Below are 15,266 nucleotides of genomic sequence, written 5' to 3' on the forward strand. Positions count from 1 at the left end.
AATGAAAAAACTATCAATTCTGTCTTTGCTTTTAATGCTGTGCATTACATTTAGCTATGCGCAAAGTAAAAAAGTAGCTGTGGTTACTTTTTATGCTGTGAAGAAAATTGGCGTTGCCGATTTTGGCTCAGCTGCTACCATTGCTGTTTCTAAACTTGTTGACGATCCTAATTTTAACATGTCACCACTTTTGGTGAATTTTCATGATCAATTTTTTAACACCTATTCAAAAGAATTTCCTTTTGAGCTTTTGCCAGAGACGCAGGTGATTACTAATGCCGACTATAAAGCATTTACCCCGGCGGGCGAAGCAACAGGCGGGGTTTTGAAAGACAATTATAATATAGCTATTGAAGGCTATAAAGTGGTACTACCTTTAATGGGGCATAGCAACGAAGATGCTTTGCTTAAGATATTTAGCCAGGCCGATGGCGTTATGAAAGTTTATATTGATTTTGACCTGGTTAAAATTGGTTTTGGCGGAATGGGTGTAGTTAAAGTTAATGCCCATGCCAATATTGCACTGTTCAATAAAGCAGGAGATAAAGTGTTTTCTATCAAAGAAGACGCAAAATCAAAAGGTGGGAGCGCGCTTATTGGCGGTGTACCTGTTTTGACTGCTGAAAAAATATTGCCAATGTGCGAAAGTGCATTGACAGAACTGATGAACGCGCTGCAAAAAGATTTACCTAAGATGGTAAAAAAGTCCGATTCGAAATTGTAAGGTATTATCGCTGCTTTTAACAGCAAGCTATTTAAATTTACTATCACTGTGGCAAAGTCTCAATTCGAAAGATTTGAGACTTTTTATTACATTTATATCACCTCACTATCAGGTAATGAAACTTCGGACCACTTTGTACAATTAAGAATACTAATACCTCACTTCGATTGCTCAATCAGTTGCTTGGCTATTCCTATTTTGGCATCGACAAGCTTGCCGGCGATAGTTGGGTCGGCAAGCATTACATCTTCGTCGTCTATTTCAATACTGTTTAGTATGGCCAGGGATGTACCTACTGTACTTGTTTTTTGCAGGTTGGTGGTATAATCAAGCGCCTGTTTTAAAGTAGAGTTGTATATGGCTAAAAATGTGCCGCCAATTAACTGGGTAATTATGCCTGCCGATGTTGACAAAATGGATACCAACGATGTGTTTTTATCGGTGCTATCGCTGCTGATAGCCTTACCTATGCCCCAAAATATCAGTATAAAACCGATGACCATTACAATAACGCTCAGTATAAAAGTCCAGGTATTTTGTTCCAGGTTACGGCGATAGTAGGTATCAAGGGTAGTTTGGGCCGATACCCAGCTCAGTCTGATATCCTTTGGGTTATTGCTGGCATTTAGCTGGGCCCTGGCGCGTTCGGCCTTGTCGCGCTCAAGGCTTATCCGGTACCCGGTTATCAACAGCAAAAAAATGTCGACACCTAAAAATACCGCAATTGGCGTTGCCCATGGCGACCACCAATTACCGCCGGTTATAAACTGGCTGAGGCCATACTTGTTAAAAAAGGATTTTGATACCGTATTTTGCACCCTATCGGTCAATTCATTGGGATTATAGCCTGCCGTATCTGAAAGTTTGCTTAAACTTTCAATCACCTGCTTATCATTATCCATGCGGATAACGCTATCTGTTGTCATAAAGCGGTCTATCGGTATTGCCATGTAGCCGCCGTGAGCCATTTCATGCGTCATATCTGTACGTACGCTATCAATATATTGGGGCGTGAGCTTTTTGTTAAGATGCCTGGCAAGTACCTTGTTTGTAGACAAAACAAGGTCTATTGACCTCGATTTTTCAAAAATATAGTTCACCCTGAAATAAGAGGCCAGCAGATAAAATATGATACCCAATATAATCGTAAGCATTTGTATCCGGTAAGCCATCCGCATGTATTGAAGTACCGACCTTACAGGCTTGGTGGACTGTTGTATTGAGGGGGCGTTAAGTGGTTGGGCCATGAGCTGTGAAGATTAGGTATACTTGTAACGAAATGGGCTGTTTAAAGGTACATTTTTTGTTCAACAATAATCATAACAAATTGTAACAGAGGGCATAAATAAACAAAAGTGATTTTATACCACCCTTGAGCGCGATAAAAAACCGTTCGCAAGTCATCAAAGTCCAATCATCGGCCAGCCTGTTGATATATCGCCTTGTCATCCTAAAAAACAACAAAGCCCCGCAATATTTCTATTGACGGGGCCTCTCCCCTATTTATTAACCTAACGGCCAATTTCTTTTAACGACAGCGCACGCTAAATTTAGCAGTGATGTTTAGGGTATTGCTGCCTGCATCATAAATAGCCGAGCCATTTATACCGCTTACAGACGGTAAAGTGAAGTTTCGCGGCGCCATGGTAAACACCGATGTTTGGTACCATACGTAGCTATTGTAAGCGTACATGTAATATTGATCGCCGTTAAATAATTTAATGCTATACCTGCCATTGCTGCCTGTAATACCTGCGCCAAAAGCATATTGGATAACGCCCCGGTTTACGTAGGCGTAAGTCCATGCGTTTTGATTGAGCCGCGCTGCACCAACATCGTAAAGGAAAAACCAGCCTGAAGGCAGCAGGTTGATGTTTTTATTGCTGCAATAGCCCTGCATATTAAGGGTAACATTGATGAGCGAAGGCGTAGCCGGGCTACCAAAACTCAAATCGACAGAACCCTGGCTGCATGGGTTAAACAGGCCGGTTTGTGCAAGTATGGGCAGCCGCGGGTTAAGGTATAAGTTAAAGCTGCTGATAACAACCTTGCATTGCGCAATGCTGGGCACATATGGAAATACTACTACATCGCCATCGTGTACAAATTCGCCATGGGCGCCGGCCAGGTATTGGTTGTTGGGTGTAACAATGGTTACATCATAAATACCACTGTTGCCCGCCCCGCAGTGAATGCGCACGGTTAGCGGCGTAAAACAGGTGCCGTATGGATGCCCGGCCACCGCCCAGCTCCAATCAAGGTTAAAGCAGCACAGGTGCGAGGTTTCAAAATTGGCAATAAGGTTGCCGCTGCTATCATTAGTTATAGTTACATCACCTTCGCTTTTCCATTGCCCGGTTTCTTCGGTAAGGCTCCATAGCGGCACGGTGTCGCCGGCTTTAATATTATTGCCGGTAATAAAGTTTGTGGTGTTAGGATCCAGCTTCATGCTCACCTGTATAGGCTGCGAAAAATGCCTTACCTGTGTACCGGCAGCCGACATTTTAATGGATAATAAACCCGCCGACACAAAATTGATGGCATTGCCGCCATTAACTTGGTTGCCCGCCTTATCTATCACATTGGTAGGGCTAAAACCTCCGGGAAAGGCTCCGTATGAAGTTGTAGAAACGGCGCTGAAATCAACAATATTGGATGTTAACGCCGATGCATTTATAGCCGAGCCATCTGCATCAAGCATTTCTGTACCGGGTAAAATTTTAATCTGTGCCGTTTCAACCATGCCCGACCGTTGCGGCAGGTTAAGGGTAGCCCCGGCAGATACGCCGTTGGATAAGGGTGTGGTAGTTGCCAAAACAGATGTACCTGCGGGTGGGTTGGCATATTCAACCACGCCAACATCAACAATTTTTGCACTATCTTTTGTAATGGTAACGGTTTGCACTATGGGCGCATACCCTGGGATATCGGCCGATACATTGAATGTTACCGGCGACGAAGGCGAGGGAGCAGCGTTGGCGGTAAGCGATAAAGGTAAAAAGCCATGCGAGGCCTTAAAATCGCTGGTCGATCCACCGTCCATTTGTACCAATGCTGCATCTCTGCCGGTTATTTTAACATCAAAATCGCCGGGCTGATTAGCGGAATTCGCATTAGCGTTGGCAAAACGTAATAACACAGGCGCTTTGGTAAGCGTGGTTTCGTTAATGGTGAGTGCTATGCCTTCATTGGGTTTCCGGCAGCTATTCAGGGTTAGTACCAGTACCATGCACGCAATCATTAAAAAAATATTAATAAGCGCACTACCCTGTTTTGCCGGGTTAATTTGTGAGTGGAGTTTAAAGGTGTTTTTCATGATGATATTTTATCTGATTCGTAAATTAAAATTGAGCTGAACAACAGGCATCCAACGATATCCCTGCATATTTTTATTGAATTGTATATTATTGGCATCGTTATCTGATAGTAGCTTTGTGCCCGTAAACGAAGTGCCTGGCCTGGATAGGTAATATGTACCAACATCAAGATTTACATTTAAAAGCCGGCCCGGAAATCCTTTAAAAAGGGCGATGCCCAGGTAAGGCGCAACACCTTTCCACGTAACATCGGCCTGCAGCACACCAATCTGATCTTTGGTGAGCGATTGGCTCCCGATGTTATAACCACCAGATGGTGTAATAACGGCAGTTGCCTTACCTTCTGTAATATATGAGGCACCGCCTACCAGCCTAAAGCTATTGGTATTAAAAGGCGAATAATCGGCCAGCAAATGAACATTAGAGAAACTGGTTGAAAACTGCCCCTGTACCGGGAAACCGAAAAACTGGAAGCCCCTGTTTGCATTTATCGGGATGATGCCAAAGCCAAGCCGGCCGGATAATTTTGGCAAAAAACCATATTTCACATCGGCGCCTATGCCCTGGCTGCCAACAAGTACCTGTAAGGATATAGGCGAAACAAACTGCGCGGTATTGCCGCTGCCGGTTTCCGTTTTGGTGTTACTTTGCTGTGCATAGGCAACAATGTAAAAAAACATGGTTAAAAGAGTGGAGATAAAGGTTTTCATTGGTATTGGGTTTAATAGGTGTTTTTATTTTGCCGGGTAAGCGCCGTGATGCATATCAGCATTATTGCTATTGTTACAAGGATATATTCCATGGCTTTGGGGTTTAATGTATTAGTTGTTTGTGTATCTTGTACCGTTTATTAAGGCTACAACAGTGCTGCTTTCCGGTGCATTTATTAGTTGTTTTTAACTATACAATTTTATGGGGTGGCGGCAAGGCGTGCAATACAAAGCTGTTTGTATTTTTTGCGGCGGTAATAAAACATAGGTTTACAAGTAATTAGTACGATGGAAATGACAACTGAAAAACTATCAGTGATCATAGCAGATGATCATACATTATTTATAAACGGGCTTAGCATGTTATTGCAAAATGAGCCGGATATTGAGATCATGAATACAGCGGCAAATGGCAAAGAGGTGTTGGGGCTGCTGCATACCCATACGCCCACGCTGGTATTGCTTGATATTAACATGCCGGGCATTAATGGCTTCGAGGTGCTTAAACGGATAAAGTCTTACTATCCCAAAATAAAGGTGGTAATGCTATCAACCTATAACGAACAACACCTTATTGAAAAAGCAAAGGCCACCGGCGCCGATGGTTACCTGTTTAAAAATGCCGAAAAAGAGGAACTATTGAGGGTAATGCGGCAAGTAGCCCAGGGGCAGCAATGCTTTCCGTACAAACCGCCGGTTGTTAACTCCACATTTGATGACGCCGACCCTTTTTTAAAGCAATTTCAGCTTACGAAAAGAGAAACCGAATTGCTGCAATTTATTAAGCAGGACTATACCAACCAGCAAATGGCCAATCACCTGCACTTAAGCATTTATACTGTTGAAACACACCGCAAAAACATCATGCAAAAACTGAATCTGAAAAACCCGGTGGAACTTACCAAGTTTATATTGCAGTATAATTTGTAAATGGTGTTTTAAGCTTGCAGGTAAAGTGATAGCGTTATAAGCGGTTTGGAGAAATTTAGGGATATGGTGAATGCACACGGATGTTAACGGTTATCTTTTAAACTGCTGTTGAAGCAAAATAACCCGCCGGCATTTTTTAAATGCTGGTTTTCATTCATCCCTAAAACCCATCAAACACAAAATTTTCTTTAATCAGCGGTTTGCGGGGCAGCATATCGGGGCGGGTGGCGGTTTGGTATACAAACGAGGCCACAATAATGGCGGCTTGTTTAAGGTCGTCAATTATCAGGTGGTCATAATCGTCCAGGTTGCTGTGATGGGTGCGGGTTTCGTAATCAATAGGATCCTGCACAAACTGAAAACCGGGGATGCCCGCCCAATCGAAACTGAGGTGGTCTGTTGAGCCAGTATTACTCATGGTAACCGTTTGAGCGCCCAGGTCTGCGAAGGGTTTAAACCATTCGGTAAATATGGGTTTTACAGCCTGGTTATTTTGGGCATAAATACCCCTTATTTTGCCGGTGCCGTTATCAAGGTTAAAATAGGCTGATACTTTTGCTTGTTCGGGTTTTAGGGCGAATGTTGTACCATCCATAAAATGTTTTTTTGCATAATTAAAAGAACCTAACAAGCCCTGTTCTTCACCGCTCCAAAGGGCTATACGGATGGTTCGTTTAGGTTTAAGTCCCAATGAATCCAGCAATCTCACGGCCTCCATCATCACAATACAGCCGGCGGCGTTATCAGTGGCACCCGTGGCGGCCTGCCATGAATCAAGATGGCCGCCAAGCATTACCAGCTGGGGTTTCAGTTTAGCATCGGTGCCAGGAATTTCGGCAACCACGTTGTAGCCTTTGGGATCATCGGTTGTGAGGTTGCCGCTGATATTTAAAGCCAATTCTACTTTGTGGCCGGATAGGATGAGCCTTTTTATTTTTTGTCCGTCTTCGGCCGACATGGTTACTTTGGGTACGGTTTCGGCCGCGGTTGTTTTGTAACCGCCATAACCCTGCACGACCACGGTTCCGTTATGGTTATTGCTGCCGGTAGTAATATAGGCCAGTGCGCCTGATGATTTAAGCAACTCATCAACCTTAGCAAAAATTTTAAAGTAGCCTTTATACATCGCTATCGTCGGTTTGTCAATCATGTAGGCATCTTTAAGGTTGGCCAAGGCGGTATCTGCCAATCGCGTTGCCGATGGTTCAAATCTGTCGGCGCTGCTGGCGGCACCGCCGGTTACCAGTACAAATTTGCCTTTAAAATCGGCTGCATGGCTGGCCAGGTAAGCGGTATCCATGGCGTTTGCAGGTGTAAGCAGTATTACCTGCCCCTGCTGTAAGCCTTTGGTATTAGCGCTCCATGGGCCTGGATATGCCCGTACAGATTGCACATACGGAGCATGCATTGATATGCTAAAATCCTGCACCTCCCATTGCTTGCCAAATTCGCCCCAGGGCTCCATTTTAGCATTGGTTAAGCCCCATTTTTTCATAGTTTCAACAGCCCAGGTGGCGGCCCGCTTGTAGCCGGGCGAATTGGTGAGCCTTGGGCCCGAAACATCTGTAAGGTAATGCGCAATTTGCGGAATTTGGGAACTGTTAAGCTCGGCGTTCCTGATTTTACGGAAGGCCGCTGTATCAATGGGTTCTTGCTGCGCATAGGCTGCCGTGCAGGCAAACAGGCTAAGGCCCAGTAGCGTTTTAAAGCTCAAGTGTTTCATAATGTGGGAGTGATAGTTAAAAGTAGAGATTTTTTTGATGATATGAATGCCGGATTAAATTATGTACCGAAAATGTGAACCGTAGACCGGGTATGTTTTTTACATAAAACCACAGCGTAAACTTAAATTTTGATGCGCTTATGACTTAGGTTTCCGTTATTTGTTATACAAGCAACAAGACTATCATGACATTTGATTTTACAAACAAAAGGGTTTTAATCACGGGCGGCTCGCGCGGTATAGGGCGGGCTTGCGCGCAGTTATTCGCGGCTGCGGGTGCACAGGTTGCCATAACCTACTTAAGCAATCAGCAGGCCGCCGAAGAAACAATTGCCTTGCTGCCGGGAACCGGGCACAGTGCATGGCAATTGGCAATACAGGATGCCAGCGCGGTTGAAACCTTTATGAAGGCTTTTATAGCAAAGCATAACGGGATTGATGTATTGGTGAACAATGCGGGTGTATTCCTGGAACACAAGATTATGGATGCTGATTATACTCACTGGCTGGCTATGTGGAAACAAACCATTGATGTTAACCTGATGGGTGTTGCCAACCTGTGTTACTTTGCAGGCCGGCAGATGGCGGAGCAGGGCGGCGGTAAAATAGTGAACATTTCATCCCGTGGGGCATTCCGCGGTGAGCCTGATTGCCCTGCTTATGGTGCAAGTAAGGCAGGGCTGAACTCCCTGAGCCAATCATTGGCTATTGCATTGGCGCCAAAGGGTGTAAGCATACATGTTATAGCGCCAGGGTTTACAGAAACAGATATGACTGCCGACATTTTGAACAGTCCGGCCGGGCAGGCAATAAAAAACCAAAGCCCTTTTGGCCGCGTGGCCAGAGCAGAAGAGGTAGCCCGGCTGGCAGCCATTTTCGCATCTGAGGGGATGGAATTTAGTAGCGGCAGTATTATTGATATTAACGGCGCATCGTACCTAAGGAGTTAAAAAATAACCCCGGCATGCAAAACAGGCCGGGGTTGAATTTTATTCAGAACAGCAGACTATATTGCTGTGTCCCTGCGTAAAAAGCCGAGTATTAGGGCTATAATAGCAATAACCAACAGGATGTGGATTAAACTACCTACAGAGTAAACAAACGCTCCAATTGCCCATCCTATGATCAGGATAACGGCAATAATATACAGTAATGAATTCATGATAGATTTTTTTAATTGTTTATAAAAATTGTTTTTCAAATGATGTATTAAATCATTTACAATTTAAATACCAACTCTGTTTTCCACCTTAAATCGCCGGGAATAACGCTTTCATTGCCTGTTTGCTGTACTTAAAACAAGGTAAATAGGTTATTATTCTATACAACTTATCGATCTGCATATGAATAAACGACATTTTTAAGTTTATAAATTTATCTTGTAATTTATAAACTATCTTTTTTTGATAATTCAGAAGGGTTATTTGTTATTTAACTCCAGTTTCGCAAAGAAATCATTAAACATCAGGTTAATATCCAATCGGGTGTATACCCGGATGTTGCGGCCGCCGGCATTATAGTCGTAGCCACCCTGCGCATTTATCTTCGGGCAATTTTTAAGTACATATTCGCTGCTTGACGGATCGGCCTCAAACGATGATTGCAGGGCTGTGAGTAATACCAGGGGGCTATCTCCTAAAACATACGTTTCGCCAATATTCAGATGCCATTGCTGAATGCGCGCCATCAGGGCTTCGATTACATTACCCAGATATTTACCGGCCTCGCCCTGGGGCTTAATTTTGAGTTGCAGCTGCGAATACGGCAGCAAAGCCTGGCGGTATGCATTGCGCGGCACCTGCCACAACTTCAATTGCGAATGGTTAAAAACCGCGCGGGCTGCAGCAATATCAATATTTAAATTGTATTCGGGATTGGAGTAGCCTGGCGGGGGCAAAGCCAGGTCGGCATATTCGGGACCGCCTATCCATATCAGGGTAAGCTTGCCGGCAATAGCTGGGTTGGTTAAAACCGCAGATGCAATTTCGGTAAGCCCGGCACCACAGACTACATATAGTGGCAATTGCGTATCGGTCCGCAAGGCCTCTTTAATAATCATATCAACTGCAGCACTTTTAACCGGGGTAGTATCGTTTAGCATCCCGGTGTTTGAGCCGGCTACTACAGGCACCCGCCCGTTCATTTTCAGGATAACTAACAGTTCTGCCGCTTTTTTTGCGGCATTGTCTGCCTGGGTTTTTGAAGGATCAAAACCATCGCCCACCTTAAGATGCGAGCCTATGATTTCCCTAACATCTACCGATTGCGATAACATCAAATGCGTAAGGGCAAATAAGCCGTCCGGGTCGCCGCTAAAATCGTTATCAATGATAATCCGCATCCGCGGCGAAACCGGCTTATTGCCGGCTGTTGATTGAGCAAGAGCAAAACCTAAGGTTATAAAGACAAGCACCGTGCAGGCAAGGATAATACGTTTGATCATGATTTTTAGGGTTGTTAATTGGTAACGGCAATATAATGCTTTTACCTTTCAAATAACCGGGCCTGAAATCATTTAGCACAGCCTATTCATCATCGGCGGTTTCGTTATCTGTTAAGATGCCAAGCTTTTCCATTTTTGCCTTGCAAAGCTGGCGTATGGCCACCTGGATACCGAATTGATCGGTCAGGTCATTTTTGATGATGGCTTCCATATACATATCGGCCGAGTCGATATTATCAATCGCAGTAAAATAGCGGCACATACAGGCATAGTAATTTGCAGCTTCGGTAAGGTTAAATACCTTACGGTCGGGATAAACATATCCCAGGTCTGGCTGTCCGTTAAACACAGCAAGTACGCCTTCCGGCTCTTCGGTATCAATAAGCATATTGGCATAGCTCACTTTGGCGGGCAAATAATCGGGAAACGCAATGTACATCACTTCGGCTATCCTATAGCTCTCATCATGCTGCCTGTCGGCTTGGAGCGCCGAATGCCATAGCATATACCATGGTGCCGAACCGGTATATTTAGCAATGGCTTTTCGTACGCCCGTTATTACCAGGTCATATTCATGGTCAACCGATGCCAGGTTTAGCAGGCGGAAATATTCGTTTTCTTCTGCCGCACTATCAAATTTCATATAGGCTGTTTCTTTGGTATCGTTGCTCAGGCGATATTTTAAGCCAATAAAAGGTTGTTTAAGCGCTTCCCTGGCACCGTCTGTTCGCAAAACTTCGTCATATACCGCGCTTATTTTTTCATAACCATCCAGCAACAGTTCATTTATGCCAGCCTGTATTTCGTCAAAATCGTCGTCATCATCATCTTCTTCTTCATCGTCATCATCCCAATCCTCGTCGTCAAAATCATCCCAGTCATCGCCATCGCCCAAAAATGTATAGTTGCCGTAGCCCGCGGTGCGGTTAAGTGTATTGATGATGGTTTGAATCTTGTGGTCGGAGTCATTAGGGCCGGGCACAAAACAGGGCATGCCATCCACGCCAAACTTTATTTCTATCAGTTCAATATCCTCGCTGTCCTCTTCTAAAATATACTGAGCAATTTCAAAGTCCTTATGCGGTTTAAAACCATAGTCTTCGGCATAGGCAACGGCGCCATAAATAATATTGTGCGCTAAAACATAGTCGCACGCTATTATCCCATAGGCCAACTTGTCTTTCCACTCGTCATATTTTTCCGGGCTCAGGTTAAACTCATATAATGCATCCTTAGGGCCAAGGCAATACATATCAACCAAAAATAGTCCGATGGTTAAATTGCCGTTTTTGTGCTTCCTGGCAACAAGGATATTGGCTATCCCTGCGGTTTCCCAATCTTCGTTTATAATGCATTCGGCAATGGGTAACAGGCGCGCCTGTGTTTTTATATATTTTTCCGCACTTAGCTGAACCGGCTTTAATGGTACTACTTTCCCTTTTTTATTTTTCGACATATGGCGTGGTAAATGTATGCTGGAACAAAATTAAACTTTACCTGGGTTTTAATCAATCCAGTAAGTATTTACCAGCAACAATGTCAATGATGTATGACGGCGAAAATTCCGTACAAATACGATATGTTTGGACGCCAAATCACGTAAAATCCACTATCATAATTAACCCAGCCCGGCCTACCTTGCACTATAATTAAACACCCCGTATGTCTGTAGCGCAATTAAAAAAACTGGATACTAATGTAGCCGCCGTGGCCACTATCGATGGCAGATCACTTAAGTTGTTTTTCAAATATTTTAAAGAGCTGGTGAACGGCCTGGAAATAAGCAATCACCGCGAAGATATTATCAACCTGATCCCCAACATCCGGAGCGTTGCCGCTACTTCGCCGTTTGTGAATAAGGCGCAGCAGTGGCCCAGGGGATACCAGGGCGATTTTGAGACTATCGGCCATCTAATATCCGGCGAAAACAAAGCTGTTCCCGGCACTACCGGACACCTGCTGGAAGATTTCTTTTTAACATCCGATATCTGCAAACAGCATATTCAAAAGGTGCAATACCAATCGGCACTGATAAAAAAAGTTGTAACCGGCAATCCGTTGGCAAGTATTATGTCGATAGGTTGCGGCACATCTGAAGATATCCGCTTAAACATCGACCTGATAAAGGGTACACAAATTGATATTACTATTGTTGATGCGGATAGGGATGCGTTGGCCTGTTCGATGCAAAACCTCGAAGCCATTAAGTATAATGTGAGTGCCGTTCATGGCAACATTTATAAAATTGCCCGCACGCTTAACCAACAATATGACCTGATTATTATTGGTGGTGTATTTGATTACTTAAGTGATAAGGCAATAACCAGGGTTTTATCTGCCTTAAAACAAAACCTGGCTGCGGGCGGGAAGATATTTTTCACCAACATTAAGCACCATAATCCCTACCGCATTTACATGGAATACCTATCAGACTGGATCCTGATTGAACGCACAGAACAGGATATTTACCGCCTGCTGGCAGATAGCGGCCTGGAAAACTATGCAGTGAAATTGCAGGTTGATGAAACCGGGCTGACTTATTTAGTTGAGGTTACCAACAAGGCTTTTTAATGCAGCCCCATCAATTGTCGTTTTTTTATATTTATCCCGATAAATCAATACTAAATAACCAACTATGTCATTCCAGGGATATTTAAAACCCATCAAAACCAAAACAGGCAAAGGCCCGGCAGACTTCAGGGCGATAGCTGAAGAAAAGGGTTTTACACAAGACGGCGAATTGAAAGCAAAAGCAGGCGACATTGTGATCTGGCTTAAAACCGACTTTGACCTTGGCCACGGCCATGCCATGGCTATTTATGCTTTGCTAAAAGGTATTAAAAACGAGGATAGCGAATAGCAAACAAAAAAGGAACTATTATCCATAGCTCCTTTTCTTTGCAATCTGGCTTTTAGATTTCCGCCTTAAGCCTTCTGCTTAATTACATTTTTTGCTTCATATCAAAATGCTCGACGGTTTTAACGCCCGTTGGCCATTCGTTAAAAGCAGAATATAGCACATATTTATTATCCTTATCAATGCCGGGAATGGTTTTGTCTATCACTTTCCTGATCACTTCATTCTCTTTTTTGATAGCTGTAGTGTCGCTTAGCTTAATATTGGTTAGGTAATATATCATCGGGAATGTGCCTTCCTTATCTTCCTGGGTAAAAATGCGTATAATTTCAAGGTGGGTTGGCGCGCCTTTAATGGGCAACGGAACCCGATACTTCGCAGATACCTGGTTTAAAACGTTGCTGTAAAACTCACCGGCTTCGGCTTCACTATCATATTTCCAGAGGCTGCTTGGTCTTGAACAATTGATAGCCGAAGCGCCGTCATTCAGGGCGTTAACCAGGAAGCCTTTTGTGTAAGCAGCCTTAGCATCTGCTAAAAGCGCTGTCATACTTTTCCCGTTTTTGGCATAGGCGTTGGTTTCCAGCTGGCTAAGCTTCCAGCCATAATCATACTTGCAATAAAGTGCGGTTATCATATACTGGTTGGCAATGCGTTTGGGCACAAAAAAGGCAATGTACATCTCTTTAACACCGCCGGGGCAGTAAACGGTGTATTTGCCGCCCGTTAAGGCCGGTTTAATGGTATCGCCACGAATGTAGCGGTTAACCACATAGTACTCGTCAAGTATTTTGTAATCATCTTCCTTAAAACGATTACTTACCAGTTCAACAACTCTTTTCCTGTTGGTAACAGCTATAAAATCCTGCGACATGATGTATTCCAGCTGGGGTTCGTCATTGGTTTTCAGCGCGGCAAACAGTTTGTCGTTTAAATCATGAAAGCGGCTTTGATCGCCTGAACTTATTTTTTCGTTTTTATAAATGCCCGGACCACTGGGGCCGCCGCAGCTTTGCAATACGGCTATGAAAAGTAAAAAGACGGATATCTTCGTAAGATGTTTAATAATATTCATTTTAATTGTAAAAGGTTCCTGTCACGATAATACTGAAATTTTAGTTATTGGCCAATAAATTACTGTAGCATTTTCGTTATCGCAAACGTAATAAACTTAATAAACCTGAGTATCAATGAAAAAAACATTACTGGCAGGCGCCATCGCTTTATTTTTATTCGCCTGTAAAAAAGATAATAACACAGGCATTAACCTTAACGGGAGCTGGGAATACCGGGGGACAACCTGTTATTGCCCGCCACCAACCGACAGCAGCGCTTATAAGCCGGGCAATGGCACCGTTTACAACTTTTCGGCCACTAATTACAAATACTATCTTAAACACGTTTTGAAAAAAAGCGGCACTTATAAGCTGTTTAAAGAAAACGTAAACGGCACCGAGCTTAACCGTATTGTTTTTGATAACGATTACAACAGCGAGGCAAAATATATAGGCCTTACCGGGAACAAGTTTAGCCTGGGCGTCGCTATAGGCAGTGCGGCCGATGCGCCGGTAGATTATTATGAAAAGGAATAAACGCCGCTTGCCCGCCTTTTACAGGTATATGGTGCCTTCCATAACAATAACTGACGAGCCGCTTACCCAAATACCGTTTTCTTCAACTTTGATATGGATTGACGATGGGTGCTTAACGGCTGTGCCCTGCAATATTCGATAATCCTGCCCTTGCTTAATATGTCCCAGCTTTTCCAGGTAACCGGCCAGTGGGCCCGCAGCCGTACCTGTTGCAGGGTCCTCATCAATCCCTATACCGGGATTAAAAAAACGTGTTTCGGCAACATAACCGGCATCCTGGCCATTTGTGGTAAACAGGTAAAAGCCCTCAAATTGGTATTTTGCAGAGAGTTGTTTCAAAAGTGCCTTATCGGGCACCGCACGTTGTAATGCGTCCAGATCTTTTACAGGTACCATCAGGTGGGCAACTTCTGTTTCAACAACGTTAACCTTCCAGTTGTTTAATTCTAAATCTTTTAAATCCAATCCAATAGCTTTGGCAACCTCCCCGGCAGGCAATTCTGTTATTATCCTGGCGGGCTGCTGTTTCATGGCCACGTACGGAAGCCCGCCATGTTGGGTAACCTGCAGCGGGATTCTTGTATCCGCGATTATTACAGACGGAGGCCCATCCTGGTGTTTAAAAATATCCCAACCTTTTATCAAAGCCAGGCACACCGCACCCAGCAGGTTATGGCCGGCGCCTACTACCTCAAATTCTGCCGGGGTAAACGAGCGTACCTTCAGCGCGTTTTCGGTTGTTGAATAATTTACAAATGAAGTTTCGGAGTAGCCAAATTCCCGGGAAATGGCATGGTACTGGCTCAGCTCAAGTTCATCATCGGTATAAACTACCGAGAGTTGGTTGCCTTTATATTTCTGATCGGTAAATACATCCAGCACGTAATAATCAAGTTTTTTCATTTTTATTTAATTAACATGATGCCAAAAGTAAGGCCCGATAGTTTATTTTTGTTATGGGTTAACCAAA

The 15,266-nt window shown here is 43.9% G+C and carries 15 protein-coding genes; 6 read left to right on the top strand and 9 right to left on the bottom strand.

The annotated features are described in order from the left end of the window. The first annotated feature begins 1 nt into the window (after position 1). Positions 2 to 724: a hypothetical protein gene (locus PQ469_RS28480; protein WP_274210691.1), complete on the top strand. Its 723-nt coding sequence runs from the start codon at positions 2 to 4 to the stop codon at positions 722 to 724. A gap of 158 nt (positions 725 to 882) precedes the next feature. Here PQ469_RS28480 and PQ469_RS28485 read toward each other — a convergent pair whose 3' ends face one another. From PQ469_RS28485 to PQ469_RS28495, 3 genes are all read right to left on the bottom strand, one after another. Next, positions 883 to 1,971: a TRADD-N-associated membrane domain-containing protein gene (locus tag PQ469_RS28485; RefSeq protein WP_274210692.1), complete on the bottom strand. Its 1,089-nt coding sequence runs from the start codon at positions 1,969 to 1,971 to the stop codon at positions 883 to 885. A gap of 281 nt (positions 1,972 to 2,252) precedes the next feature. Beyond that, positions 2,253 to 4,040: a hypothetical protein gene (locus PQ469_RS28490; RefSeq protein WP_274210693.1), complete on the bottom strand. Its 1,788-nt coding sequence runs from the start codon at positions 4,038 to 4,040 to the stop codon at positions 2,253 to 2,255. Between the two features lie 9 nt (positions 4,041 to 4,049). Then, positions 4,050 to 4,751, bottom strand: coding sequence for a hypothetical protein (locus PQ469_RS28495; RefSeq protein ID WP_274210694.1), 702 nt, complete (start codon positions 4,749 to 4,751; stop codon positions 4,050 to 4,052). Positions 4,752 to 5,039: 288 nt separating this feature from the next. On the opposite strand from PQ469_RS28495, the gene PQ469_RS28500 reads away from it, so the two are divergent. Continuing rightward, a complete protein-coding gene (locus PQ469_RS28500; RefSeq protein WP_090651525.1) occupies positions 5,040 to 5,681 on the top strand; it encodes a response regulator in 642 nt (213 codons plus the stop codon). Between the two features lie 160 nt (positions 5,682 to 5,841). Here PQ469_RS28500 and PQ469_RS28505 read toward each other — a convergent pair whose 3' ends face one another. Then, on the bottom strand, positions 5,842 to 7,404 hold the full coding sequence (locus tag PQ469_RS28505; RefSeq protein ID WP_274210695.1) for a M20/M25/M40 family metallo-hydrolase: 1,563 nt from the start codon (positions 7,402 to 7,404) through the stop codon (positions 5,842 to 5,844). A 185-nt stretch (positions 7,405 to 7,589) separates the two neighbouring features. On the opposite strand from PQ469_RS28505, the gene PQ469_RS28510 reads away from it, so the two are divergent. After that, positions 7,590 to 8,354: an SDR family NAD(P)-dependent oxidoreductase gene (locus tag PQ469_RS28510; protein WP_274210696.1), complete on the top strand. Its 765-nt coding sequence runs from the start codon at positions 7,590 to 7,592 to the stop codon at positions 8,352 to 8,354. A 56-nt stretch (positions 8,355 to 8,410) separates the two neighbouring features. On the opposite strand, the gene PQ469_RS28515 is transcribed toward PQ469_RS28510, so the two are convergent. From PQ469_RS28515 to PQ469_RS28525, 3 genes are all read right to left on the bottom strand, one after another. Further along, positions 8,411 to 8,566 (bottom strand): lmo0937 family membrane protein, encoded by a 156-nt coding sequence (locus tag PQ469_RS28515; RefSeq protein WP_143065492.1) that lies wholly within the window; start codon positions 8,564 to 8,566, stop codon positions 8,411 to 8,413. 258 nt (positions 8,567 to 8,824) lie between these two features. Continuing rightward, positions 8,825 to 9,847 carry a nucleoside hydrolase gene (locus tag PQ469_RS28520; protein ID WP_274210697.1) on the bottom strand — a complete coding sequence of 341 codons (1,023 nt, stop codon included), beginning with the start codon at positions 9,845 to 9,847 and terminating at the stop codon, positions 8,825 to 8,827. Between the two features lie 82 nt (positions 9,848 to 9,929). After that, on the bottom strand, positions 9,930 to 11,303 hold the full coding sequence (locus PQ469_RS28525) for a hypothetical protein (RefSeq protein ID WP_274210698.1): 1,374 nt from the start codon (positions 11,301 to 11,303) through the stop codon (positions 9,930 to 9,932). A gap of 206 nt (positions 11,304 to 11,509) precedes the next feature. Between PQ469_RS28525 and PQ469_RS28530 the strand changes: the two genes are divergently transcribed. Next, complete coding sequence (locus PQ469_RS28530) at positions 11,510 to 12,418, top strand: class I SAM-dependent methyltransferase (RefSeq protein WP_274210699.1); 909 nt, start codon at positions 11,510 to 11,512, stop codon at positions 12,416 to 12,418. A gap of 64 nt (positions 12,419 to 12,482) precedes the next feature. Beyond that, positions 12,483 to 12,707 carry a DUF4287 domain-containing protein gene (locus tag PQ469_RS28535; RefSeq protein ID WP_274210700.1) on the top strand — a complete coding sequence of 75 codons (225 nt, stop codon included), beginning with the start codon at positions 12,483 to 12,485 and terminating at the stop codon, positions 12,705 to 12,707. An 82-nt stretch (positions 12,708 to 12,789) separates the two neighbouring features. Here the strand turns inward: PQ469_RS28535 and PQ469_RS28540 are convergent, their stop codons facing one another. Continuing rightward, positions 12,790 to 13,779 (bottom strand): hypothetical protein, encoded by a 990-nt coding sequence (locus PQ469_RS28540; RefSeq protein ID WP_274210701.1) that lies wholly within the window; start codon positions 13,777 to 13,779, stop codon positions 12,790 to 12,792. A gap of 115 nt (positions 13,780 to 13,894) precedes the next feature. On the opposite strand from PQ469_RS28540, the gene PQ469_RS28545 reads away from it, so the two are divergent. Next, on the top strand, positions 13,895 to 14,296 hold the full coding sequence (locus tag PQ469_RS28545; RefSeq protein ID WP_274210702.1) for a hypothetical protein: 402 nt from the start codon (positions 13,895 to 13,897) through the stop codon (positions 14,294 to 14,296). 18 nt (positions 14,297 to 14,314) lie between these two features. Here PQ469_RS28545 and PQ469_RS28550 read toward each other — a convergent pair whose 3' ends face one another. Continuing rightward, positions 14,315 to 15,199, bottom strand: coding sequence for a PhzF family phenazine biosynthesis protein (locus PQ469_RS28550; protein WP_274210703.1), 885 nt, complete (start codon positions 15,197 to 15,199; stop codon positions 14,315 to 14,317). Positions 15,200 to 15,266: the final 67 nt, after the last annotated feature.

The organism is Mucilaginibacter sp. KACC 22773, from assembly GCF_028736215.1.
Classification (GTDB): domain Bacteria; phylum Bacteroidota; class Bacteroidia; order Sphingobacteriales; family Sphingobacteriaceae; genus Mucilaginibacter.